The organism is Bradyrhizobium sp. B120, from assembly GCF_049075665.1.
In the GTDB taxonomy this organism is placed as follows: domain Bacteria; phylum Pseudomonadota; class Alphaproteobacteria; order Rhizobiales; family Xanthobacteraceae; genus Bradyrhizobium.
In genome coordinates, this window is record NZ_CP185242.1 from 2209694 (window position 1) to 2235867 (window position 26174).

The window sequence follows — 26174 nt, forward strand, 5'->3', positions numbered from 1 at the left end:
GCGTGGGGGCACCGGAAATCGGTTTTCATTGATGTCGAGGTCGACGCAAGTCGCGTGGGAAGCAATCCGGCCGGATAGCAGAGCGACCAACTGGCGCACCACCGCACAGCGAGCAGGGCATACAGTTCGCCCTGTCCCACACGACATGTTGCTCCCGGGAAGTTGCGGAGTGCAGGTGCAGTTGTCAGCATGCGAGCTCGATAGGACAGAATTGTACGGCAAATTGAGTTTCATGGTACTGTTGCGGCCGGCACTTCGTGACATCGCCAACAAGGCCGTTAACATCGACCCATTTGAAGAAGAAACCGACGAACCAACGCGGCCGACCATCGAGCTGATCAAAGCAGGCCAGGCAAGGAAGATCGCTGAGAGTTGGTGCAGGTGCTATTTGCCTATCATCTGACGCAGTTCATCCTCCAGCGGATCGACATCTGCAAGCTCCGCGAGCGTTGCAGCGAGCGCTACAAATGCTCCGAAAGCCGCGAGTACGAGAGAGCACGCGAGTATTGTTGCACCAAGGTCGTGAGAGCGTCGTCTTATCATCTGTGTCACCGGTTGAATCTAGTGAGGCGTTGTGTTGTGCCGGTCAGTGTTGCTCGACAGCCGCAACGACGCCCTGGTCGTCGTGGCCGCAGATCCGAAAGACGGTCTTAAAGCCACGTTCTGGCAGCTGAGGATTTGTCGAGCCTGGTGATCCTCGAATCATGTCCGCTTCGTCGTAGACGTCGGAGCCGGGGATCGAAGAAGCGGAACAAGAATGACCAGCGACCCCGCCGGACTCGGTCTGTTGTGAGCTCATTGGGAACTGCCACGGCTTGCTTCGGGGTGCAGGTGTCGTTGGCGACGCCCAATGCCACCTTTGTATCGGGAAGTAGGCCCACCAAACCGTTCAACGTCTCGACCGCCGCTGCCGCACCACCGCGCATCAGCGCGCCGGACGCATCGCTGCTTCCGCTGATCGGGCTAACCGCGGCAATGTGGATGTCGGAGGCACGCGCAGTCGAGATGAATGCGCAGAAGAGGAGCACAGTACTTGCGGCTGAAACGTAACGCCCTCCTAACATTGTAGAGCTCCCAATGCGCACCTGAAGTGAACTGCTAGCCTCTGCGGTCAAACGCGCCTGCAAAGATCGATGCGGTTGCTTCTGCCAAGCCAAGCCATGCGCGTCAGCTTGGCCACACCGCGACCATGGGAGAGCCTACAATTTGACGTTACGTGCGGTTCAAGCCCCTTTGAAGGCCGCGTTCGATGAATGTGTCAGGCGAGGGCCGATCGACGAGGCCAGGGCGGCAAGAGCTGTCCCTGACTCCATAAAGCTGCCGCCGCGCATCGTCGCGGCCAGATCAACCGACACTTCATCGCACTCCCGGCTCGAGAAGGGCCGACCGACAATCCTGTGCGCATCCTCCGTGAGGATGTCAGTACGGCTGATCCTCCAACCCGGCAAGGGCGAGATCGAGATATTGCATGAGGCAGGGATCCCAACCAGCCAGGCTGCGGGGGGCGCTTAACCGTGCAAGTACCTTTAAAATCGTCGAAACGCGTGAATCGGCTCCGGCTATCTCGCCGATCAGCAAGCGCGCCGCAATCGCGACAGCCTTTGCCCGCTCGCCGCAAGGATGCTCACCCCTGTCCATACACTCACGCAGCTCATCGCGGATCCGCCGCCACCGCTCCTCGCGTTCTGCTGCCAACTTGCATGTGCATCGGGACGTTGGTCTGCGCGTCTCGACCCGCGACATGGCATCCAAAGTGGCAGGCAGCTCATCTACACTTACCTGGACGTCACCGTCCGTCGTCATGTTGCGCAGACGATCTCGCAACAGGGTCGCACGAGTAACTTGAAGTTCAATCCGCTCCAAATGTTTGCGCAGCAGGTCTGTGAGTGAGGTCGTTCCCTCCATAGCTTTACGGATCTCGAGAAGAGAGAAGCCAAGCTCACGTAGCGCCCGAATCTGATGAACCCGTTGAGCGCTTTCGCGGTCGTACATCCGGTGGCCGCCGTCCGTACGATCTGAGGCGGCCAAAAGGCCCGTGTGCTCGTAGTGATGCAGCGTGCGTACCGTCACTCCGGTCGCCTCCGCCAGTTCGCCAATGCGCCATCGACGCCTTCGTGGTGTAGCTTTGTTCATGTTGTTCAATTTCAAAGCCTACAACCTGACGTCACGTATGATTCAAGCTATTTCAAAGCTCTAGCTGGATCGTCTCTGATTCCAGCGTAAGAGAGGTGACTATCCTCAGAATGGCGGGCGATCAACCCTGACGAGAAATGGTGTTCAACAACTTCGTTAAGCATGCCAGTTGAGCCTCGCTAACCGCTGTACGCTCCAAAATGAGCCTGGCGATCGCCGTTCGATTTTCCAAAGTTCGCATCGATAGCGGTAACGCCGTGACTGTGCCGTCAAATAGGCTTCCCAAGACGGAAAGTTCTTCCGGATCGAATACACCACTGTGTTGCGTCAACGTTCAGCTCCTTGTTTGTCATTGCGCCGGGGCAGCGCACGTCGTCAAGACGTGTGGCCGCGATAGGGCCAGAAGAAGTCAGACCGACGGCGTAGAGCGATGAAGATTCGATGCGCTTGAAGGTGATGCGATAGGGCAACACAGGTGCGCGGCACTCAGCGTCGAAGCGCACGGGCGGTTCTCGTCAACTGCACAAGCGATCGGCGCCGCGCGGGCTGTGCATCATGGTGCCGCGCCGGCGAAACCGGATCGGCTCCGCTCACCGAGAGCCTACTCATTCCGAGAATTGACGGCGAGCAGCCGTGAGCTGGTCCTGGTATGTCTATCGAGGGCTGCTGCACCCGGAGGCTGGACTGCAACGCAGAAGGCGAACTTCCGCGAGGCCACAATCGTGTCGCGCTTCGTCCCTGTGGCCGGCCCTCGAGAACATGGCAACACTCGGATTGAGCCGTCGTTCGGACATCGGGCCTGATGCCAAATGTGCGAGCGAACGGCGTCATGATAGCCCGTCCATGCAACCCACACTGCAGGACGCTCGATCTAGCAGCAATAAGTTGGAGCAGGGCAAGCCCAAATCGCGTGCGTCGAGCATCCCTCCGGATACAAGGGCGCGTACCTTGCAAGCGTCCTTGCGGCAACGGCTAGACAGATCTAGCGAACTCTCCGTCAGTGTCCGCTTGTTGCGAAGCGCAGATGATCGAGCACTCGTCGCGCGCCGACGCCATACGTGCTGCTTCCTGCAACAATATCTCTCGCATCCAGCTGCTTTCCGGATCGCTGTTGTGAAGGACAGGCCATTGGACGGCCTCGGTAAAGGTGGGGAAAGGCTGCGGAAGGTCGGCAATGCGAAGCGGCGTCGTTCTTTGGAAGTGCCGAACGAGCCTCAATGGCATAGTCCCTATGCGGCTTGTGCCTGCCAGCAGGGGCGGGATCATGTTGAAGTTCTGCACTAGAATGTCGATGCGCCGATTGAGGCCGAGACCGAGTAGAAAGCATTCCTCGATGGCGGCCTTGCGCGTGCCTCCGAGCTTAACCGCAACGTGGCCCATTGACATATATCGATCAAATGTAAGCGGCCGTAGTAGCTGGCCGTTCGTGCAGCAGCCAACGCAGACGAGCCTCTCCTCGAACAGGGCCACCCGGGGGTGCGCGCTGGACATGAATAGTTCCGGCAGGATAACAAAATCGACGTCGCCGCGCCGGAGAAGCTCGTCGTGCTCGTCGGCGAGTGCCACCAGTTCGAAGCTCACGGCGGGCGCTTCTCGCGCTACGCGCTCCACGACATTTCGGAAGAACACGACTGTCATGGAATCAGAAAGGCCGATCCTGAATCGCCGGTTCGATTGAGCCGGGTCGAACGCCTCCCGCGCGATGATGGCGAGCTGGATGTGCATCAGGGCCTCGCGAACGGGAGCCGCCAATCCCTCGGCGCGTGAGGTCGGGACGAGCTCCCGGCCTCTCATCGCAAACAGCTCATCACGGAAATAGGACCGCAGTCGGCTAACGGCTGCGCTCATGGCGGGCTGACTAAGGTTAATCTTGCGTGCTGCTGCGGTGAGATTGCGCTCAGTCATAAGAGCATCAAGCGCGACGAGGAGATTTAGATCCAGGCCTTTGAAACGCATATCTTCTTGTCCGGCGTAAACGTTTGGCGGTGCATACAATGAGCGACAACGGCTGCGCTTGATGCAGTCTCATTGGCTCGCCCGAATCGACTCTGCTCCTACCCTGCGATCGCAAAAGGAAGCTCGCGGAATCATCGCTAGATGCGCGAGCGAGGCGATCGGCGGACCACAAGCGACCGGAAGCCGTCGGCAGCCGCGATGATCGGACTCGCCGCTCCGGCGACACTCGCAACGCGAACTGGACAATAACATGACTGGCAGGCGGCCCGGAGCCTATCCGGCCAGAGCCGTGGAGTTTGCCAATGCGCCCCGTCGACGTCCGCGTAGCGCAGGGTTAGTCACGGCGGCCAATCTACAACCTGACGCAGTGTGGGATTCAAGCAGTTTAATTCGGCTAGCCTGGCTTTATTGAACCGAAAACAGCCCCCCGCGATCGTGTCGGACGCCGCCGCTTGCAGTATAAGCGCGCCAAACCACACCTTGAGAGATCACGACGGCCGCCAATGGGCGAATCGTCGCTACCCATCGCAGGGTTCGCACGGACCGGAACAGCGCCGTTCGAGACGTTGAAATGCCAACGCGGCCGAGCACGTCAAAGGAGTTGGTAGTATATTTGCAACTTGTCGAGAGCGGCTTGCGGCGACTTAGCAGCGCCTGCGCGTTGGGGGCCCCTGATGCGCAGATGCCATATTGAATGCCTCCTCCAACAATATCCGACGCATCCAAATGCTCGCCGGATCGGTATTGTGGAGCGCAGGCCACTGTACAGCCTCGGTGAAGGTGGGCAGGGGGAGCGGGGGCTCGACAATCCGCAGAGGTATCCGCTTTTCGAAATGTCTGGCGAGTCGTAAGGGCATTGTCCCTATACGGGGCGTGTCTAACAATATAGGCGGAATCAGGCTAAAGCCCTGCACAACGACTTCAATGCGTCTCTTGAGGCCGTGCTCAAGCAAAAACCATTCTTCGAGAGTCGGTCTCAGTGCCCGCCCAAACTTGGCCGTCACGTGCCCCATCGAAATGTATTTCTCGAATGTAAGCTGTCGTGATAGCTGCCCGTTTGTACGGCATCCCACGCATACGAGAGTCTCATCGAACAGCGTCGCCTTGGGATGCGCGCTCGACATGAACGGTTCCGGCAGAATGAGAAAATCGACCTCGCCGCGGCGGAGCAGTTCATCGGACTCATCGGAAAATGGCAGCAATTCGAAGCGCACGGCGGGAGCCTCCTGTGCGATGCGATCAATAATTCTCCGAAAAAAGACGATTGTCATGAAATCGGAGAGGATGACCCTGAAGCGTCGATCCGACTGAGTAGGGTCGAACACGTCCCGTGAAATGATCGAGAGTTGGATGTGCAGGAGGGCCTCGCGAACCGGACCCGCGAGCGCCTCCGCGCAAGGTGTCGGGACGAGCTCACGACCTCTCATCGTAAACAGTTCGTCGCGGAAATAGGTGCGCAACCGTGCGATCGCGGCGCTCATAGCGGGCTGGCTGAGGTTAATTTTGCGCGCCGCCGCTGTGAGGTTGCGCTCCGTCATCAGAGCGTCGAGCGCAACGAGAAGGTTTAGATCAAGTCCCTTGAACCGCATGTTGTGAGTCTATCCATCGTGTGGATGTGTTCTATCGAAACAATCGATTTTACCAAATTGCGGAATGTTGGATAGCAAACATCAGTTTGGAAAAAATTATCAGGCATATCACGATGGCTGCTGGTGGTTACGCGGGCTCCGAGAAGAATTCCTGGACGTGCGCTCGCCTGCCGAGTCCGCTGAGTGGGGGTGGCTTTCGGCGCGCGATGCGACCTGCGTCGCTTCTTCTCGATACGACGGGGGCTCGATACGACGCTAGGCGGGCCCCGACAAACCTTCGTATGTGTATTCCATCCCTTTCCATATCGGCGGTTTACCCACGTACACTAGAGGGTTGGCTCAGCCTCGCCCTAGTGTCGCGATCGAGCGGCAGGCGCAGATTGCGAATGCCAAATATCTCGGGCGAACGGCCAAACGGCTCGCCTGTCCATCGCATTCAGGGCGCGTCGAAAATGCATAAGACACAAGTTGATCTGGTGCCAATCGGACGCGCCTTCGATGAGGTCTCACGCTTCGATGGCCAGGCGTCAGACTGCACAGCGCCGATAACGATCCCGGACGAGGTGGAACCGCTCCGTGGTGCCGATAGGTTGTGGGCAATCCAATCGCCCCGTCGGCATGTCCTGCCATATCTCGGGCGTGGCATCGGTCGGAGCGACGCGCGCAACCTGTCCGTTGATCTCTCCGCTAGTGAAGGCGCCGTTGCAATCGATCCGCTCAGGCGCGGTGCTGGCGAGGGGGCCGAGCTCGGATGCCGCGTGTCTGCGCATATCAGTATCGTTCAGCGGTTCGGCGCATAGCGAGTTGCTCACGTGACCATCTTTGCTCTTAACCCCACTGGCGCCGGGAAGCCCGCCATGAAAAGTGCCGGATCCCGGTCTGAGGAGGGGCCTTCAGCGCGCTCTCAAGTCCAGTGGAGCCTTCGCTGGGAAAACGAGCTGCGGCTCGCGGACCATGCCGCGCTCGCCGACTTCTTCCGCCAGAGCTACGGGCCGACCGGTGCGTTCAATGCGCAGTCATTCGAAGGCAATCGAAGTTGGGCCGGTGCAAGGCCGGAGGTCCGCGCAATTGGTTACGACGCGCGCGGCGTCGCTGCTCACATCGGCCTGCTACGCCGATTCATCAAGATTGGCGGGGTCGATCTACTCGTGGCCGAGCTTGGACTATATGCGGTGCGTCCGGATCTTGAGGGGCTTGGAATCAGCCACTCAATGCGCGTGATGTACCCTGCACTGCAGGAGTTCGGGGTTCCGTTCGGCTTTGGTACGGTTCGGCCTGCGCTTGAGAAGCATCTTACCAGGCTGGTCGGGCGGCAGGGGCTGGCAACCCTCATGTCGGGTATTCGCGTCAGGTCTACGCATCCAGATGTGTATCCCAATTTGTCGCCGGTCCGGATCGAAGATGTTCTCGTGGTGGTTCTCCCCCTTGGGCGCTCGATCAGCGAGTGGCCGGCCGGGACGATTATCGACCGCAACGGGCCTGAGCTGTGAAAGAACTCGCCCCCCCGTCCGCGGTGCGTCGCGATTACGCTGACGTCGGTGGAAGTCGCAGCGTCTATTTGACCTTCGATGATGGGCCAAATCCATTTTGCACGCCAGACGTCCTTGATGTGCTGACGCAACATCGGGTGCCGGCGACGTTCTTCGTGATCGGCACGTACGTGGCCGATCAGCCTGAACTCATTCGACGAATGATCGCGGAGGGGCACGAAGTCGCAAACCACACGATGACGCATCCGGATCTGTCCAGGTGTGAACCAGCAGTGGTCCACGATGAAGTGCTAACGGCGAGCAAAGCGATTCGTTTGGCATGCCCGCAGGCCTCGCCCAGGCACATGCGAGCACCCTACGGCATATGGACGCAAGAGGTGCTCGCTACGTCAGCGAAGGCTGGTCTCGCAGCTGTGCACTGGTCGGTCGATCCGAGAGATTGGTCGCGCCCTGGGGTTGATAGGATTGTGAATTCAGTGCTGGCGGCCGTTCGCCCGGGTGCAGTTGTGCTCCTGCACGACGGATATCCTCCGGGTGAGGAGAGACTGGGCACTGATGCCACTTTGCGTGATCAGACGGTGCTGGCGCTGTCATATCTGATTCCGACGTTACAACAGCGCGGCTTTGCAATCCGTCCGCTTCCGCAACTTCACTGAACAAAATTGGCACCCTATGGACCTGCTCGCTACAACCAGCGCTGTTGCCGTTTCGTCTTATGCGCTGCTCTCGACTGTCTACAAGAGCGCGCAAGCGCTTTATGCTCAGCCGGCGATTGCCTCATCGTTGCAGGACGATCTGGGACAATCCGAGGTAGCTGTGCCGAGCGTAGACGTCATCGTGCCTTGCTTCAACGAGGACCCAAACACGCTCGCCAAATGTCTCGAGTCGATTGCAAGTCAGAACTACGCAGGAAAACTGCGGGTCTATGTGGTCGACGACGGATCAGCAAATCGCGACGTTGTGGCGCCCGTACATGACATCTATGCGAACGATCCGAGGTTCAGCATCACCTTGCTGGCCAAGAATGTTGGAAAGCGCAAGGCGCAGATCGCCGCGATACGCAGCTCTTCTGGGGATCTGGTGCTCAACGTCGACTCGGATACGATCCTCGCCACCGACGTGGTCACTAAGCTTGCATTTAAGATGCGAGAGCCAGAGATCGGTGCGGCCATGGGACAGTTGATAGCGAGCAATCGCGACGAGACCTGGCTGACCAAGCTGGTCGACATGGAATACTGGCTGGCGTGCAACGAAGAGCGCGCGGCGCAGGCTCGGTTCGGGGCAGTCATGTGCTGCTGCGGCCCATGCGCGATGTATCGTCGCTCTGCTCTCGCATTGCTGCTTGATCAATACGAAGCGCAATTCTTTCGTGGCAAGCCGAGCGATTTCGGCGAGGACCGCCATCTAACGATCCTCATGCTCAAGGCAGGGTTTCGAACCGAGTATGTCCCGGCCGCTATCGCGGCAACAGTCGTCCCCGACAGCCTTGGGCCATATCTGCGTCAGCAACTCCGCTGGGCCCGCAGTACCTTTCGGGACACGTTTCTTGCATTACGCCTGCTGCCAGAACTCGATAGCTATCTCACGCTAGACGTTATCGGACAGAATCTCGGCCCGTTGCTGCTGGCGCTGTCATCACTGGCTGCGCTCGCACAGCTGGTAATCGGCGGGGCGGTGCCCTGGTGGACGATACTGACGATTGCAGCAATGACAATGGTCCGGTGCAGTGTGGCAGCCTTTCGTGCGCGCGACGTACGGTTTCTCGGGTTCTCACTTCACACACCGATCAACATCTTTCTCTTGCTGCCTCTGAAAGCTTATGCGCTTTGTACGTTGAGCAATAGCGATTGGCTGTCGCGTAAGGTCGTCGACTTGCCGACCGAAGGCGAAAAGGAGGCCGTCATCCCGCACGCGAATGCTGGAGCGAGCCCTGCAGGTACTGCGGGAAGTTCTGGCGCAATTCGCAAGCCGGGATTTTCATCGAGCTTGGTGGCCGCCGAGAGTGCTTGCGGTCGCGACCGATCGACTGCCTACAAATAGGTTGATTGAACTCGTGATAGCGGACAGCAACCATCAGATACGAGAGCGCGAGTTGGCCGTCGGCGAGCCGTGGCGGCTCGACCGCAATTCGTTCGAGCAGGAGCGGTACGCGCAAATGCTCCGGATCGCGCGTCGCAACGGGGATGTTAGGCGTGCCTTTGATGTCGGATGTCCAGCCGGCGTATTCACGGAGATGCTGGCACCCCACTGCCAACGAATCACCGTGCTCGATGTCATGCCGCGGGCGATCGCCGTAGCTAAGGGTCTTTACGACCTCAATGATGCTGCCGAGATGCACGCAGCGATCCGCAACCTGCCGAGTATGCTTGCACCGAATGGTACCCTGCTGTTCGGATCCACGCGCGATGCCACGTGTCGGCGCTGGGGTCACGCTGCTCGCGCTGAGACGCTGATTTCCCTCTTCAATGAGATCCTATCGGTGGTCGAGCGTCTGCATTGCCACACGGAGTCGGTCAACGAAGAATGCTTGCTCGTGCTGTTCCGGGAGCCGAGTCACTCGTCAGAACAATCAAATCGCGGTCATTAGGCCAGGAGGCATATGCGTATCTGCGGCATCAAGTTGACACATGACGGAGCAATCGCTGTCGTCGAGGACGGGCAGCTTGTCTTTTGCACCGAGCAAGAGAAGCGCGGCAACAATCCACGCTATCAGTCCATCGACAATCTCGATGCGGTTGTGCTCGCATTGGCAGAGCATGGCCTGGATCCGCGAGATATTGATCAGTTCGTCATCGACGGCTGGGATGGGGAGATCCAGTCGCAATTCCACGTGCTCAGTGGGGCGGTGCCGATCGCGCTGAAAGGGGCGCCATATGTCGAGCGCCATGCTGAGGGCCTTCTTGATTCCGTAGACGGCTTTGGCTTGATCCTTGGCGGCAAGGTGTTTCCCTATAAGAGTTACCCGCACGTCGCGGGCCACGTCGCGTCAGCATATAGCACCAGCCCCTTCGCCATCTCGGGAAAGCCCGCGTTCTGTCTGGTATGGGACGGCAGCATCTTTCCCCGGCTTTACTATGTTGAACCTCGGGGCGCGCGGCTCATAGCGTGCCTGTTTCCGATGATCGGTCACGCCTATGCCGCCGCCGGCCTTCACTTCGGGCCGTACAGGAAGCCGGATCGCGCCAATTGGGACTTAGGCATCGCCGGCAAGCTGATGGCTTACATCGCGCTTGGCTCTGTCGACGAAAGCATCGTGGCAGTGTTTCAGGAGCTTTACGAAAGGCGATTCGCTGCGGACACGGAACAGGCTCGCCGCTACCGCGCGGACATCTCCAATGAGGAAGCGTCGCTTGCAGCGATGCACGAGTTTTTCGAGGCGAGCGCACTGCACCTGAAGGCCAAGCCAGCGGAGGACGTCCTTGCGTCGTTTCACGTGTTCCTAGAACGTCTTCTTGTCCAGGAAATTGCGATGGTCTTGCTGCGGCATTCGTCGCTTCCGGGGGCGCGAAATCTATGTGTCGCCGGTGGTTGCGGTCTCAATATCAAGTGGAATACCGCGCTTCGCGCGACGGGACTGTTCGATGATGTCTGGGTGCCGCCATTTCCAAATGACAGCGGCTCGGCAATCGGTGCTGCCTGCAGTGCGATGGCGGCGCAAAATGGGTTCGCGCCGCTGGAATGGTCGGTCTACAGTGGTCCTGCCCTGCAGGCCAGCGAGATCCCGTCAGAATGGGAGGCCGCGCCGTGCAGTCTGCGTGAGCTGGCGGCCATTCTCGCCAGCAACAAGCCGGTAATCTTTCTTTCCGGGCGCGCCGAGCTGGGGCCGCGGGCGTTGGGCGGCAGAAGCATTCTTGCAGCTGCGACCTCGCCAGCGATGAAGGATCATCTCAACGACATCAAGCGTCGCGAGCACTTCCGGCCGGTCGCGCCGATCTGCCTGGAAGACCGCGCGCCAGAGATCTTCAGCCCAGGTACGCCAGATCCTTACATGCTGTTCGATCACCAGACTCGAGCGGCATGGCGCGACAAGGTCCCCGCTGTCGTCCATCTGGACGGTTCTGCGCGATTGCAGACAATCTCACGCAACTCTCCGCACAAGATCGCCGAGCTCCTCGTCGAATTTGAGCAACTCACGGGCATTCCGCTGCTCTGTAACACGAGTGCAAACCTCCACGGACGTGGATTCTTCCCGGATGCTGCCGCGGCCTGCCAATGGGGACGCGTCGAACATGTCTGGTGCGACGGCCTGCTCTGGACCAAAACGGTCGTACGCAAGCCAACATCGGCTGAACGACTTCTGCCTGCCTAAGATGAGCATGTCCACCGCAGCAATCGACCTTGCCGGCGTAACAAAGGCCTTTGGCGACAAGATCATCGTCAATGAGCTGTCGTTCTCGGTTGCGCGCGGAGAATGCTTCGGCCTGCTCGGGCCCAATGGAGCTGGCAAGAGCACGATTGCGCGTATGCTCCTCGGCTTGATCTCGCCGGACGCAGGCAAGATTACAGTCCTTAATGAGCCTGTGCCTGCACGCGCTCGTGTAGCACGTGTGCGCATCGGCGTGGTGCCGCAGTTCGATAACCTTGAACTCGAGTTCACGGTACGAGAGAACCTGCTGGTGTTTGGCCGCTACTTCGGCATGAGCGCTCGGAAGATCGAGGCAGTCGTGCCGTCGTTGCTTGAGTTCGCGCGCCTCGAAGGCAAGGCGGACATGCGCGTCGCCGAGCTGTCCGGTGGCATGAAACGGCGGTTGACGCTGGCGCGTGCGTTGATCAATGATCCACATCTTCTGGTGATGGACGAGCCGACGACTGGTCTGGATCCACACGCACGCCATCTGATCTGGGAACGCCTGCGGGTTCTGCTTTCCCGTGGCAAGACGATCCTCTTGACCACACACTTCATGGAAGAGGCGGAACGCCTATGCGATCGGCTGTGTGTCCTCGAGGGTGGACGCAAGATCGCTGAAGGCAAACCCGACGCCTTGATCGACGAGCATATCGGCTGCAACGTAATCGAGATCTATGGCGGTGATCCATATGAGCTCTGTGAGCTGATCAGGCCTTATGCGCGGCACATCGAAGTAAGTGGAGAGACACTCTTCTGTTACGCGCCATATCCGGAGCAGATACGCGAGCAACTGCGCGAGCGTGCGGGCCTTCGTATTCTGCAGCGTCCGGCAAATCTCGAAGACGTATTTTTGCGGCTGACCGGGCGCGAGATGGAGAAGTGAGCGATGGGTGAAGGTTATGCGGCGGTGATGCCCGCTAACGCGTACAACTGGATCGCGGTGTGGCGTCGAAACTTCCTAGCATGGAAAAAAGTCGCACTTGCATCGGTTCTCGGCAACCTCGCGGATCCCATAACCAATCTATTTGGCCTTGGCTTTGGCCTCGGGCTGATCGTGGGGCGCGTCGAGGGAACCTCTTACATCGCGTTTCTGGCGGCGGGCATGGTCGCGACCAGCGCCATGACAGCTGCGAGTTTTGAAACCTTGTACGCAGCCTTTGCGCGCATGGAGTCCTCGCGCACCTGGGAAGCTATTCTGTCAACACAGCTTACGCTTGGCGATATCGTTCTAGGTGAATTGGTGTGGGCGGCCAGTAAGTCCGTTCTGGCCGGAACTGCGATCGGGACTGTTGCTGCCACGCTGGGTTATGCATCCTGGCCGTCGATTGTCTATGCGGTGCCAACCGTCGCCCTTACCGGCCTTGTCTTCGCCAGCCTGGCGATGGTCGTCATATCTCTTGCGCCAAGTTACGATTACTTCGTGTTTTACCAGACGCTTGTCCTTACCCCTATGGTGTTTCTGTGTGGCGCGGTGTTTCCGATGAGCCAACTGCCCGGCTCATTTCAGCACTTCGCCGGTTTGCTGCCGCTCGCACATTCGGTCGACCTCATTCGCCCGGCGATGCTTGAGCGCACAGCCGGCGGCGCTGCCCTGCATGTCGGTGCGCTTTGCATGTACGCGATACTGCCGTTCTTCGTATCGACGGCACTGTTTCGCCGGCGCCTGCTGCGTTGACATGAAATCTCGCGAACACGGAGAAAATTCAATCGATGCGGTCGCACGACGCTCTCTGCGGTGGGGCGAGGCGACCCGACCCGCCACAGCAACAGCTGCATGGGTTTAAAAAGAACGCGATCAAGCTGGTTAGCCGACTGATCAGTTGATCGGTGCGAGCACCAGCCGCTCAATTGCTGCTCGCCGATCGCTACGCGTCGGGGCGGATTTTGCGAGAGTCCTGGTTGTGCTGTCCGGCCCCGCGCAGCCGACGTAGTGCGAGTCCAGACTGCGTAGGTGGAACGGCAGTTGACATTCTTGTCATGATTAAATGGAGAAGGTGATGTTGTGTCTGGGAGTGAGTGGCGGTCTAGACAGAGTCTATGAGAGCTCGCCCGAGTTACCGAATACATTTCTGCACGACGGCGCTGCAGTTCTTGTGCGAGATGGCCGCGTTATCGCTGCCGTCGAAGAGGAGCGCCTCAATCGGGTCAAGCACTCCAATAAGTTTCCCAGCAACGCGATCCGATACTGCCTTTCTACTGCAGGAGTCGAGCTTGACGAAATCGACCGTATCGCGTTCTACGCGACCGAAGCTTACTGCAATACTATGCTCGAGCGCCTTTGTGTTTCCCAGCCCATTCCGTTGGACGCCAGACTGGTGCTGCGGCAGCTGCTGGCACGGGAGTTCGGTGCCGAGGTCGACGCGTCGCGGGTTTCCTTCGTAAATCACCACGAAGCTCATGCCGTGAGCGCGTTTGCGATGTCTGGATTCGAGCAAAGTCTCATTTTTGCGGTCGACGGAGGTGGCGATTTTCTCTCGGGCCTCTTGGCTGTGGGGTCGGGCACCGACATGACGCAACTCACTAGCTTCCCAGAACATAATTCTCTGGGGCTGTTCTATCTCGAGGCGATTCGATATCTCGGCTACGGGTTGTTCGACGAGTACAAGGTGATGGGACTTGCCCCTTACGGTGACCCCGCTCGCTATCGCGAGCTCTTCGCGCAGTTCTACGAGTTGTCGGACAATGGTGGCTATCGCGTCCACCTGGATCGAATCGGTCCGGCCCTGCTCCGCAGCATCGAGATCCGGCGAAAGGGAATGCCATTCACGCAGCAGCATCGGGATGTCAGCGCTTCGCTACAGGAGGCGTTGGAGCGGATCGTGTTTCACGTCCTGCGGCACCATCGCGAAGCGACCGGCATGACGCGTTTGTGCCTGGCTGGTGGGGTAGCGCACAACTGCACCGTGAACGGTAAGCTGCTCTATTCCGGACTTTTCGACGACATCTTCGTCCAACCCGCGGCGCACGACGCCGGTTGCGCACTAGGCGCCGCGCTGATGATGTCTAACGAGCTGGGCAAACCAGTGCCGCGCGAGCGACTGCAGGACGTCTATTGGGGGCCCGATCTCGGAAACGAGCGAGCCATCGAACAGGAGCTCAATGCATGGTCCGGCCATCTCGATATTCAACGAAGTGATGACATAGCAGGCAGTGCGGCCGACTGGATGGCAAATGGCGCCGTGATCGGCTGGGTTCAGGGCCGCTCTGAGTTCGGGCCGCGTGCGCTTGGCAACCGCAGCATTCTTGCGGACCCTCGGCCGGCCGAAAACAAGGATCGGATCAACGCGATGGTCAAAAAGCGCGAGGGCTATCGTCCGTTTGCACCATCGGTGCTGGAGGAGGATGCGAGCGAGTTCTTTGAGCTCCCGGACGGCAAGCGGGAGTTTCCCTTCATGAACTTCGTGGTTCGCGTGCGTGAAGCACAGCGTAGCGTGCTCGGTGCGATCACGCACGTTGATGGTACCGCCCGGCTGCAAACAGTATCGCGCAAGACAAACCCCGCCTATTGGGATGTGATTAATGCGTTCAAGAAGCGAACCGGCATCCCGGTTCTGCTGAATACGTCCTTTAACAACAATGCCGAGCCGATCGTGGATTCCGTTTCAGACGCGATCGCCGCGTTCTTGACGACTGACCTGGACGGACTTGTTGTTGGACCCTTCCTTGTCAAGAAGCTGGCAGCAACAATGCAGGATTGGACTGCACTGAGCGTGTCATTGCCGCCCTATGCAACGCTTCATCGCGTTCGCTCCCACACAGCGGGAAATCGTCAGGAAACGGTCTGCGAGATCCGCACGGGACGTTCGGGCCACGACAGCATGCGTGTCTCACATGAGCTTTTCGAGTTGCTGATGCGGATCGAGGGTGAGGCGTCGCTCGGCTGGCTTCTCGACACAACCGAATTGGACCAGGCCAGGCGTGAAGACCTCGTGAAGGAACTGCGGCTCGTCTGGGAGCAACGCCGCATCCGGCTGCATCCGCCACGCGCTGTTTGCGACTACACCGAAACATAAGGCGAAGCCCAACCGGAGCTCATGAGTAAGACCACATCAACTCGTCCATCGGGGAAAGGGTCAGGCCAGCGGGTTCGGTTGCAATCGGCATCCGGCTGAAATCGGTTATGTCGTGGCGACACCGCAATAGAAGAGGTCGAAAGCGTTGAGAGAACCCGCCACAACAGGGGGTATCGCTGCTATGAAGTTCTATCGACGCAGTTCACCGGCACGGCGAATGCCGACCATGACATCGGACGAAATCATACGTGAGGCGTCTCCAATGGCGTCTCATGTCCAACAAGGAGCCCGGAACGAGGCAATGCAGATGCTTAGCGGTTCAAGGAATGATCGGTTCGTGGTCTCCCGGCGACGTACGGGGTTCGGCGACTGCCTGTGGTCGCTCGCTGCAGCCTGGCGTTTTGCACAACGGACCGGACGGACGCTTGCCATCGATTGGCGGGGGTCCTGTTATCTCGATCAGCCAGTCACCAATGCCTTTCCGGTCTTCTTCGAACCAATTCAAGACATTGCTGGCGTACCGGTGATCTGCGACGACCAGATCAACCAGCGCTCATTTCCAGGACCATTCTTCCCGGCATGGTGGAACAAGCCGTCCATAGACTGCGTCTATCGGCCGGACGAGCAGATTTTCCGGGAGCGCGACGAACTCGACCAACTGTTCGAAAGCCAGCAAGATAGTGATGCTGGCACCGTTGTGTGCGACGCGTGCTTGATGTGGCGCTGCGATCAGGATGCCGAACGAGAGATCTTTCAGAGCATTAAGCCGCGATCTGAAATTCAGGCTCGGATTGATGCCATCTACCGGGAGCACTTTGAGCCGTACAGCATGATCGGCATTCATGTTCGGCACGGGAACGGCGAGGATATTATGGGGCATGCTCCTTACTGGGCCGATCCGGAGCGTGCCTTGCGGCAGGTATGTAATGCCATCGATAAGGCCAGGGCGTTGCCACACGCAAAACCGGTGAGGGCCTTCCTGTGCACGGACAGCGCGCTCATCCTTGAGAAGGTTTCGTCGATATGTCCCGAGGTTTTCACGATCCCAAAACGTTTCCAGGCGCCCGAGGCCGGGCCGTTGCACAGTGCCGCGCTCGGAGCCGATGGAGGCTTTTCCGCCCTCATCGAGATGTATCTCCTTGCGCGGTGCAACACCGTGATTCGTTTCCCCCCGACGAGCGCCTTCACGCGTTATGCGCGCCTCTTTGCGCCACGCGTTATAGAATTCGATTTGAACGATCCGAGCCGATTGATCTTGATCGAAGAGACCGCGCAAGAGCTTGTGGCTCTATGAAAGTCGTAACCCGTTTCATCGATCTGATGGCCGCTCTTTGCATCCAGCAGTACTGTCACTATGTTTCCGCGCGGCAAGGTGTTGCCCGAACTGACGCTCCGACGCCACCTTTCACTGGAGAAGACAAAGATGCTGTGGCCGGAATGCCGTCCGCTGAAGCTCGATCTCGACAAGAGGGGCCTAACGCGCTGCCGCGTGCTGAGCAGTGTAACACATCTTCGTCTTCGCCTCGCGCGAACCCGCAAGCAGAACCTTCTCGGTGACGGATCGCGGATGAAGGCATCGAAGAGGTCTGCGTTGAGCCGGCGAGTTCCGTCGCGCCCGTCGGGCACACTCGCTCACGCGGACTGGCGCATCCGGGATCGACTACGCGAGGCTAGACATTCGGTGCGTCAGCTCGTGGTCGCGAAATCAATCCGCGCGGCGATGTGTCAGGGCTAGACACAACAGGACAGAGCGCCATGAAGTCGGCGCCAGTTGCGGGTGAACCTGACGTGGAAACCTGTAACGTCAGGTTTCGATCACAAGTGGGTGCGGCGTTATCCTGACCTATCGGCGCTCCGATGAAAGGCGCCGTCCATCCGCTCGCTCCTTCGGTTGCGCGATCATGAAGGAGAGCGCGGCCTTGTAGCGTGGTCTTAGCAGTGGGGCGAGCTTGCTCTGGGCATTTTGTAGGTGATGCACCGTCGCTGTCGCAAAGCAAACACGCCGTGTCTCGAACCCGCCAAGCGTTCAGCGTGCGCGACATTAGGACGCAAAACCGGAGCCCGTTTGCGTGCATCGTAGTGGCCCAAATCCTGCTACGGCTTCGCCAGCGGCGCTAGAGGAGAGGAGGTGGGCGTGGGTCTCGATCTGCCAAATGACGATCCGGTCGGAAGTCCGCTGTCGGCGACGCACTTGGGTTGTCCCTCGCACGCCGATAAAGTCCGCGTCGATCGGGGAGAACAAAAGGCGATGTTGCTGACCGGGGCATCGCGCGGAATTGGTCACGCCACTGCCAAACTGTTTTCGGAGGCGGGCTGGCGCATCATTTCTTGCGCGCGCCAACCGTTCGAGGGCGAGCGATGCCCGTGGGAGTCCGGGATCGAGGATCATGTCCAGGTCGACCTCAGCAATCATCGAATGCTGCCGCGCGTGATCACCGAGGTCAAGCGACGCCTGGCGGGCGCACCTTTGCACGCGCTGGTGAACAATGCCGGCATCTCACCGAAGACGCCCGATGGTGACCGGCTGACGTCGCTGACAACGTCGACTGAAACCTGGATGAGGGTGTTCCATCTGAATTTGGTAGCCCCGATCCTGCTGGCGCAGGGTCTATTTGACGAGCTAAGGGCCGCGTCAGGATCGATTGTAAACGTGACGTCGATCGCGGGGTCGCGGGTGCACCCGTTTGCGGGCAGCGCCTATGCGACGTCGAAAGCTGCGCTTGCAAGTCTCACACGGGAAATGGCCCACGACTATGCACCGCATGGCATTCGCGTGAATGCGATCGCGCCCGGCGAAATCAAAACGGACATGTTGTCGCCCGATACAGAAGCGCGGCTCGTGCCAAACATCCCGCTGCGCAGAGCGGGAACGCCCGATGAGGTGGCTAAGGTCATCTTTTTCCTATGCTCGGATGCCGCAAGCTACGTCACGGGGGCCGAGGTGCCGATCAATGGTGGGCAGCATCTGTGAAACGAGTGGGCCTGGCAACGCAGCTCACTTGAGCTGCGGCGACGGACCTTGCGCTCTACGCTAAGGTCGCGCATCCATTCCGAAAAGAGAAAATCAAGTGCACTGTAAGTTTACCGTCGTGCCATGAAAAGGTGCTACCTCTCCATGTCATCTCGTCAATCCGTGGCGCTAGATCGAGAATGACATGCAAAACGAAGCTCGCAAATCCGAACAGGATGCCAGGGAGGATGATCAAAACAACGGAGACCGCCCCATGCTGCATATCCCTTCCGCACACGAAAGACCGACCTCACTTCCGGAGACGGAGCGCGAGCTCTCGGTCGAGCCGTTGCGCGAGAGCGCTCTGACCGGCATCTTCGAAATATCGAAGATACTCACGACTCCTTGCCGGCTCGAAGTCACGTTGGCCAACGTCGTCGATCTTTTGCAGTCGTTTGTGGAGATGCGACACGGCATCGTCTCACTGTTCGACGATGACGGGATGCCGGACATTACCGTGGGCGCCGGCTGGAGCGAAGGCAGCGACGAGCGCTACCGGATGCACCTGCCGCGGAAGGCCATCGACCAGATCGTCGCGACGGACAGGCCTCTTGTCGCCGAGAACGTGGCAGCCGAGTTGGCATTCAGTGCTGCGGACCTGGAAGTGCTCGGCGCCTCCGATGATGTGTCAGTGTCGTTCATCGGGGTTCCGATTCGCATTGATCCGAAAGTCGTGGGTACACTGACGGTCGACCGCATCCGTAACGACGGGTCGAGTCTCCGGCTCGATTATGACGCGCGGCTGCTTGCCATGGTCGCCAACCTGGTGGGACAGACAGTGAAGCTGCATCGCTTGTTCGCCTGCGACCGCGAGCGACTGATGGCGGAGAAGGACCGGCTGCAAAAGCAATTGTTCGAGCTCAGGCAGCCTGTACGAGAGCGTAAGAAGGTGCACGTCCATGGGATCATCGGCGACAGCCCGGCGCTGCGCGGGCTGCTCGAGAAGATTGCGGTCGTAGCCAAATCGAACAGTACGGTTCTGTTGCGCGGCGAATCGGGTACCGGAAAGGAACTCGTAGCCAAGGCCATCCACGAATCGTCGTCCCGCGCAAAACGGCCTTTCATCAAGCTGAATTGCGCCGCGCTCCCCGAGACGGTCCTGGAGTCCGAATTATTTGGTCATGAGAAAGGAGCCTTTACCGGCGCGTTTAGCTCGCGCAAAGGGCGGTTCGAGCTTGCTGACAAAGGGACGCTATTTCTTGACGAGATAGGTGAGATTTCGGCCCCGTTCCAGGCGAAGTTGCTGCGGGTCCTGCAAGAGCAGGAGTTCGAGCGCGTCGGAAGCAACCAGACGATTAAGGTCGATGTTCGTGTCATAGCTGCGACCAACAAGAACCTTGAAGAGGCTGTGGCAAGGAATGAGTTCCGCGCAGACCTGTACTATCGTATCAGCGTCGTTCCCTTGCTGCTGCCACCGTTGCGGGAAAGGCGCAGTGATATTCCGCTGCTGGCCGGCGAGTTCCTCAGGAATTTCAACAGCGAGAACGGCCGTACGCTGACCTTAGAGGCGAGCGCGATCGATGTGCTGATGAACTGCGGCTTTCCAGGCAATGTCCGCGAACTCGAAAACTGCATCGAGCGCACAGCGACCATGTCCGCCGGACCATCGATTGTGAGAAATGACTTTGCATGCTGCCACGGCCAGTGCCTTTCAGCGATGCTATGGAAAAGTTCATTGGACGAGATGACAGTCCAGCCGGCTGCGCCTGTGCCGATGCCGGCGAAGTCCATCACCCCGCTATCTGGAGCGGCCTCGCCGGCCTTGCCCGTCGGCGGCGAACTTACCTCACTGGCGTCTCCCGGCACTGTCCTCGTAAGTGGCGCGAAGGTGGCCGATCGCGAACGGGTCATCGCCGCCATGGAAAAATCTGGTTGGGTGCAGGCAAAGGCAGCGCGCGTGCTCGGACTAACGCCGCGCCAGATTGGCTACGCGTTGAGGAAATACGGAATCGAGATCAAGCGGTTCTGAACGGAAGGACCATAGCGACAGGAGCTGCGACCATCACAGTTGAGAAAAATGGCCAAGAGGACAATCTTCGGGGTATCCAATCCCGTCGCAATTTGAAGGGGATGGTCTCCCCTCGGCGGCAGCTTGGCCACGAGCGAAAGGACCTGTCCGCTCGCGAAAGCCGCTGTCGCCACGCGAGTTCGCCTTGCTGCGTCGAGAGCTGGAGTTGCTCGTCACGAAATGCAGAGTCACCTGGCGCCTGTTCATTCGTGAGCGCTGGGGAACGGTTCAGTTGGTTGACGGAAGGCGAGGTATCAAGTGCGTCCGCCGATCAAGCTTGAGGTGGCCAGCGGCAATTCTCGAAGCGCGCCAAGCGCTCGTAGCATCGAGATTAAACGCCGCGACCGTCTGAACAACCGAGCGTCAACCTCGCGTTTTGCGTTTTCACGAGATCCTTGAACAGGTCTGCCAATTGATTTCGAGCGCGAACCCGGTAACGCAGCCTCGATCCTGTCTCAACGTGGCCTCGGTCTGGCCCGCTTCAGCATACCGCGCCAGACACTGCTGAACGCGGCAGCTCTTTCGTTTGCGAGGCCAGACGTTTCCGTGGTGATTCCAAGCGCGCATTGTTCACCATCGACCGGTACGTTGCCCGCTTGGGATCAACGACGGTCGTCTGTCGCGAGCGATTTGGGCGCGTGCCCAGCGGAACAACGCTGTCGCAGCTCCGACGCGTGTCGGTATTCGTTCGTCAGGAATACCTGGCTGGGTAAATGCATCAGCCCCGTCTAAGCCTCTGTGATAACGAGGCGAGTCCAGATCGGATGCGGTGGTACAACACTTGCTGTTCTCTTCGCAGCCGTCGCAACTTTTGGAGCAACTCCATGCACAATGTCGTCTGCATCAAACAGGTTCCCGACTCTGCGCAGATCCGCGTGCACCCGGTGACCAATACGATCATGCGTCAGGGCGTGCCGACCATCATCAACCCCTATGACCTATTCGCGCTTGAGGCCGCGCTCGAGCTGCGCGATCGGTTCGGCGGCGAGATAACCGTGCTGACGATGGGGCCACCATCGGCGGAAGACTCATTGCGAAAAGCGCTGACCTTTGGCGCCGATCGTGCCGTACTGCTCACCGATCGCTGCTTTGCGGGCTCCGACACCCTCGCCACAACGTATGCACTGGCAACGGCCATCCGGAAAATTGGTAAGGAGTATGGTCCGCCAGACCTCGTCTTCACCGGCAAGCAGACCATCGACGGCGACACCGCGCAAGTTGGACCCGGCATCGCAAAGCGGCTCGGCGTGCTGCAGCTTACCTACGTCGCGAAGGTTAGATCCCTGGATCTCACCGCCCGTACAATCGAGGCGGAGCGACGCTCCGAAGGCGGTGTCCAGGTGCTGCACACGAGGCTGCCCTGTCTCATCACCATGCTGGAGGCAACCAACCAGATTCGGCGCGGCGCGATGGCGGATGCCTTGCGTGCCGCACGCGCGCCAATCGTGAAATGGAGTGCGCAGGATGCCGGCGTCGAGGACGTCTCCAAATGCGGCCTTCGGGGCTCGCCGACGGTCGTCAAGCGCGTGTTCGCTCCCTCTGCGCGGGCTGAGAAAGCGGCGCTGGTCGAGGCAACCGAGCAACCAGCGCAGGCGTTGATTGACGCCATCTTCAAGCATCAACCGAAGCTCGAGACAGATCTTGCAGCACTAGCCCGTGATACTTGATCTGAAGAGTTTCGGCGACGGTAAATGTGAACGCGACCGTAGACCCTGCGAACTCATCGATCTCGCTGCTGCCGTCAGTCGGGCCGGGCACGAAACTCGCCCCCGTCAAGGATCGTTCTCTCCTCATGGCTAGGAATCAAATGAGGTCTTCTCAAGCGTCTCAATTTGCACTGGATCAGCCCTCGCAGATAGTCTGCGAGTATTTGACTGAGCAAGCGCGAGCGCTGTTCGGCCCGCATCCGCTCGCTGCGGAGTTGTCTGAAGGCCAACTTGCCAGCCTGCTGCCTGAATACTTGGCGATGTCACAAGCGTTCCCGTACCTGCAGGCGGGGTCGCAAAAGGATCTCATATTCGATGCAATGCATCACAATCGAGACCTTCCGAGAGATATTGAGCTGACGAGCGTCGTCGGAAATTTCATCTGTTGGGACGAGACGGGTGGTTATGGTCAAGTTCTCCAAGGCGGCAAGGCGGCGCTGCCCGATATTCTGGCCACTGAAAACTTCCACTCAAACCTGCTTAGACAAGATGCATCGCGACTACTCGGTAGAGCAATACAGCCTAACTACAGCGCCACAACGAAGCGGTACCTGCATTCTCTCTTTGCCGGATTGTCATCGAAAGACCCCGTAGTGCGTTGCGCCCACATGGTCGCTTTCGAGTTGCATGCTGCGGAAATGATCCGGTCACTGTGGACTACGCTGGTCAAGGCCTTTGACGTGCGGGCTGACGATCTTGTGTACTTCCGTAGTCATGTCGGCGGAGAGGATCCCGCGGAGAAATATCACGGAGAAATGACAACCCGGCTCATTCGCGAACTTGTACCGGCCGGCAGTAATGGTCGCTTTTGCGATGAATTCGATCGAGCCTATCGGCTAAGCTTGCAGTGGTGCCGCGATCTGCTCCGAATTGTCGCACTTGAGGGAGAGGGTCGAGCGGAGATCGAGCACCATGGCCGTTGTCATTGTGGCGCGGTCAAGTTCCGCGTCCTCGCGCCGCGAGCGCTGTCAGCAGTTCGATGCAATTGCTCAATCTGCCAAATGTCTGGATTTCTGCACTTGCTCGTGCCTGGTGACAAGCTCAGCATCGAATCCGGCGAGCAGTGCCTCACTTCATACCAGTTCAACAAGAGCATCGCTCGACACACGTTCTGCCGGATTTGTGGCGTAAAGCCATTCTATAGGCCGCGGTCGAACCCCTCCGGTTTCAGCGTTAATGTTGGATGCTTGGATAGAAGAGCCATCGACAGCATAAGAATAGATGATTTCGATGGCGAGCATTGGGAGCAGGCGTTCCATGCGATACACGAGGATATGGAAGCCTCCCTTGAAGATCAAACCTTGGAGTGAACCCGAATGGCGCGCGCGGTGAATCATAGATCCGGTCTGCTTTCAGAAGAGGCACTCACGAAGTACCGCATAGAGTTGTTGGTGAAGGGTACGGTCGTGATCGGCCCACAGACATTGTTCACTCAAGACGACTTGGCGAGGATCGATCAGCTGCAGATTGAGATTCCCGAAGAAGAAGTACGGGTGGGAGATGCCGGCGACTCACACAATGTCTTCGTAAAACGCGTGAGGGTCGATCCGCCCGGCCGCCCTCCTAGCAATGTAGATGGTACGGCTCCAAGGCAGATCATCGAAATTCTTGAAAAGAAGGACCGCAGCTTCGCGCTCAACAAGATATTGGGAGCATCGTCGGATTACGTGATTCGCCGATGCCAGATGCATCGTATGCCCCCTGGCTCCTTTGTTGGCATCCATTTGGATGCCGAGAGCGACCCTGATTTCGAGTACTCCGTGATTGTGCAACTCGCGAGAGAGTTTGAGGGAGGTGAGTTTGTGGTATACCCAAGCGCTTATGAACAACAGGTATTCCGACCGCCATTTGGAGCCGTACTTGTCACCACATGTAGGCTCCGGCATGAGGTGAAGCCTGTACACGCTGGAGAGCGACGATCGTTGGTGTACTTCTGCTCAAAACGCAGCGGCGCGAACCGCCGAATCATCGAGAGCTCTACTGGTAGCCCATGAGGTGGGTAGCCGAAATGGCTTTCGAATGAGTTGAGTAACGGGTGACCTCTCGGGAGGTGATCTCGGTAGCTCGGTCCTTGCAGAAGATATCGTGCGGGGTCTTCGTCGCTGTGCGATATGGGTTGTTCGCTCAGGCTCGGTGACACGTCGTCAGAGAAACCCGCTCGGCAGAGACGATGCGTCGAGCGGAGCCTGGGTCTGATTGCGGAGTCTTTGTGGTGGTCGCCACGCGAGCGCTGATTGGACGATTGGCGCAAGGCGAGGGGCCCGACGAGGAGTTGGCACCTTGACGACATCGCCGATCGGCCGGCATTCCAGCGCCGACTCAAGGGTGATCGCGGTGTGAGTTGACGCTCACTGAAAGGGGGCGCCCACATCAGACTGTGCGGTTGGCTAAACAGTGGATAAGGGCGACAACCCGCTCCGCTTTGAGGATCTTCCGGTCCGCCGACTTGGCTTCGGAGAGTGAGCTGCTGACAGACTCCGTTCACGGCGGTTTCAGGCACACGTTCGAGGGCGAGTTCGAATGAATGGAGGGGGTAAGATATGGTCGCTGAGAGCTCAATCAAACCATTGTCAATAGCCGGTGCTGCAGATTACGGGCTGCGGGCCTATCACGCGCAATTACAAGGCACTCCACGGTGCCAGCCTCTTGATCGGCGGCAAGCGGGATCACGCCTTCCTTGCGTGTGCCGTCGAACAGAAATCCGTCATCGACGAAACGATCATACGCAGTTTGGAGAGAGCTTGATCGGACGTTTCTCACGGATAAAACGACGTAGCAACCGGAATAGTCGTAGCCCAGCAGGCGGACCGCAATGTTGTGTAACACCGAGCCGCCGCCCCACCGGCCATTCGCTTCATTAAACAGCAGCCGCCCGTCGCTCGCGAAAATGGCGTCAATGTTGATCATGCCGCGATACCCAAGGGTTCTGGCAAGCTCCACAAATCGGAAGGCGTGCGCCTGGGCGGTCAACCATTGCTCATTCCTCAGGTCGCTTGGAAGCTCAAGCCCTGTCCAGATGAGAGCCCTTTCAAACCGATCGTTGCTTCGACGCAGACGTATGTTTCCACTGTTGATGAAAACGATTGGACCGTCTTCCTCGATCTCATACTCGAGATAGAACAGAGACCGAGCCAGGTGGTATGACTCCACGACCAACGTCTTGCACGATGCCGTTGTCATCTCCGACCACAGTGCTTCAGGATCAAACGACTGCCAAAGAATCTGCCTGGTATCTCTTGCCCCAGGCAGTGGACCGCTCTCGTTGCTGGTCAGGACGACGTTTCCGATTCCGCCGGCCCCATTGTCCAACTTGACAATCACGCTGCCGGTCTCAGACTTTAGGGAGGTGACCGCCCTAAATAGTTCGTTTGAGTCCGTCGTTACGCAGCCATTGGGCAACGGAAGTCCGACACTTGTCGCCAATTGGCGGAAGTGGCTCTTGCGATTCAACAGATCAGGTCCTCGCTGCAGAGCGAAGTCGTCCCCGCTCTGGGGGATGCCCAGCAGGGCCGCCAGGCGCGCCACCCCTTCAGTGGAGTAGCAGGGATGTATTCTCCAGGATGATTTCGGGTGAATATGGCTGTTGATTCGTTCAACAACAGTATTGGACAGCAGGGTGCAATCATCAAGGACCGGCGCCTCGCGGGTACCTTCAGGCGCAAGCAGCAAGAGGCTCGAGGCATCAAAATCGAGCGTCGTGCCAATCAAAGATAGCAGATCGGTCGGGATGGCTACCGGAGAGACTATGAGGTCACCCTCCTGTGCAAACCAGGCTGAGCGGCACGCCGAGTTGGCGGCAAGGGAAAGTTGAGCGGCTGTTAGATCGCCGCCCGACATTTGAGGCGTACCGGCATTCATGATTAGGATCCGAGGCAACAACGACCTCCCGGGCATTTGGCGCGATCAGACAGAGACCGCCAT

At 58.8% G+C, this 26174-nt stretch carries 19 protein-coding genes; 15 read left to right on the forward strand and 4 right to left on the reverse strand.

Going from position 1 to position 26174, the window contains the following annotated elements; translation table 11 throughout:
- Nucleotides 1–169 precede the first annotated feature (169 nt).
- On the forward strand, nt 170–403 hold the full coding sequence (locus tag ACOIX3_RS10390) for a hypothetical protein (RefSeq protein WP_420969656.1): 234 nt from the start codon (nt 170–172) through the stop codon (nt 401–403).
- Between the two features lie 1016 nt (nt 404–1419).
- Here ACOIX3_RS10390 and ACOIX3_RS10395 read toward each other — a convergent pair.
- From ACOIX3_RS10395 to nodD1, 3 genes are all read right to left on the reverse strand, one after another.
- Complete coding sequence (locus tag ACOIX3_RS10395; RefSeq protein ID WP_375789989.1) at nt 1420–2133, reverse strand: MerR family transcriptional regulator; 714 nt, start codon at nt 2131–2133, stop codon at nt 1420–1422.
- 972 nt (nt 2134–3105) lie between these two features.
- On the reverse strand, nt 3106–4089 hold the full coding sequence (gene nodD2 / locus ACOIX3_RS10400) for a transcriptional regulator NodD2 (RefSeq protein WP_420969658.1): 984 nt from the start codon (nt 4087–4089) through the stop codon (nt 3106–3108).
- A gap of 644 nt (nt 4090–4733) precedes the next feature.
- A complete protein-coding gene (gene nodD1, locus ACOIX3_RS10405; RefSeq protein ID WP_420969660.1) occupies nt 4734–5678 on the reverse strand; it encodes a transcriptional regulator NodD1 in 945 nt (314 codons plus the stop codon).
- An 857-nt stretch (nt 5679–6535) separates the two neighbouring features.
- Here nodD1 and ACOIX3_RS10410 point away from each other — a divergent pair.
- The 14 genes from ACOIX3_RS10410 (at nt 6536) to ACOIX3_RS10475 (ending at nt 24247) form a co-directional block, all read left to right on the forward strand.
- A complete protein-coding gene (locus tag ACOIX3_RS10410) occupies nt 6536–7168 on the forward strand; it encodes a NodA family N-acyltransferase (RefSeq protein ID WP_420969662.1) in 633 nt (210 codons plus the stop codon).
- The gene (gene nodB, locus ACOIX3_RS10415) at nt 7165–7824 is read left to right on the forward strand and encodes a chitooligosaccharide deacetylase NodB (protein ID WP_420969664.1); all 660 of its coding nucleotides are present in this window, start codon (nt 7165–7167) and stop codon (nt 7822–7824) included. The genes ACOIX3_RS10410 and nodB overlap by 4 nt, the downstream gene beginning before the upstream one ends.
- 16 nt (nt 7825–7840) lie before the next feature.
- Complete coding sequence (nodC, locus tag ACOIX3_RS10420) at nt 7841–9208, forward strand: chitooligosaccharide synthase NodC (protein ID WP_420969666.1); 1368 nt, start codon at nt 7841–7843, stop codon at nt 9206–9208.
- 52 nt (nt 9209–9260) lie between these two features.
- The gene (locus ACOIX3_RS10425; protein ID WP_420969668.1) at nt 9261–9755 is read left to right on the forward strand and encodes an SAM-dependent methyltransferase; all 495 of its coding nucleotides are present in this window, start codon (nt 9261–9263) and stop codon (nt 9753–9755) included.
- Nucleotides 9756–9767: 12 nt separating this feature from the next.
- Complete coding sequence (gene nodU / locus ACOIX3_RS10430) at nt 9768–11477, forward strand: nodulation protein NodU (protein WP_420969670.1); 1710 nt, start codon at nt 9768–9770, stop codon at nt 11475–11477.
- 1 nt (nt 11478) lies between these two features.
- Entirely contained in the window at nt 11479–12399 is a 921-nt protein-coding gene (gene nodI, locus ACOIX3_RS10435) for a nodulation factor ABC transporter ATP-binding protein NodI (protein WP_420969672.1), read from the forward strand.
- 3 nt (nt 12400–12402) lie between these two features.
- A complete protein-coding gene (locus ACOIX3_RS10440) occupies nt 12403–13191 on the forward strand; it encodes an ABC transporter permease (RefSeq protein WP_420969674.1) in 789 nt (262 codons plus the stop codon).
- Nucleotides 13192–13513: 322 nt separating this feature from the next.
- Nucleotides 13514–15529 (forward strand): carbamoyltransferase, encoded by a 2016-nt coding sequence (locus ACOIX3_RS10445; RefSeq protein WP_420969676.1) that lies wholly within the window; start codon nt 13514–13516, stop codon nt 15527–15529.
- Between the two features lie 181 nt (nt 15530–15710).
- A complete protein-coding gene (locus tag ACOIX3_RS10450; RefSeq protein WP_420969677.1) occupies nt 15711–16823 on the forward strand; it encodes a nodulation protein NodZ in 1113 nt (370 codons plus the stop codon).
- 840 nt (nt 16824–17663) lie between these two features.
- A complete protein-coding gene (locus ACOIX3_RS10455) occupies nt 17664–18500 on the forward strand; it encodes an SDR family NAD(P)-dependent oxidoreductase (RefSeq protein ID WP_420969679.1) in 837 nt (278 codons plus the stop codon).
- Between the two features lie 184 nt (nt 18501–18684).
- A complete protein-coding gene (gene nifA / locus ACOIX3_RS10460; RefSeq protein WP_420969681.1) occupies nt 18685–20508 on the forward strand; it encodes a nif-specific transcriptional activator NifA in 1824 nt (607 codons plus the stop codon).
- Between the two features lie 863 nt (nt 20509–21371).
- Nucleotides 21372–22214, forward strand: coding sequence for an electron transfer flavoprotein subunit beta/FixA family protein (locus ACOIX3_RS10465; protein WP_420969682.1), 843 nt, complete (start codon nt 21372–21374; stop codon nt 22212–22214).
- Between the two features lie 26 nt (nt 22215–22240).
- Complete coding sequence (locus ACOIX3_RS10470) at nt 22241–23563, forward strand: GFA family protein (RefSeq protein ID WP_420969684.1); 1323 nt, start codon at nt 22241–22243, stop codon at nt 23561–23563.
- A 6-nt stretch (nt 23564–23569) separates the two neighbouring features.
- Entirely contained in the window at nt 23570–24247 is a 678-nt protein-coding gene (locus tag ACOIX3_RS10475) for a 2OG-Fe(II) oxygenase (protein ID WP_420969686.1), read from the forward strand.
- Nucleotides 24248–24812: 565 nt separating this feature from the next.
- Here the strand turns inward: ACOIX3_RS10475 and ACOIX3_RS10480 are convergent.
- Complete coding sequence (locus ACOIX3_RS10480; protein ID WP_420969688.1) at nt 24813–26111, reverse strand: peptide ligase PGM1-related protein; 1299 nt, start codon at nt 26109–26111, stop codon at nt 24813–24815.
- Between the last annotated feature and the right edge of the window lie 63 nt (nt 26112–26174).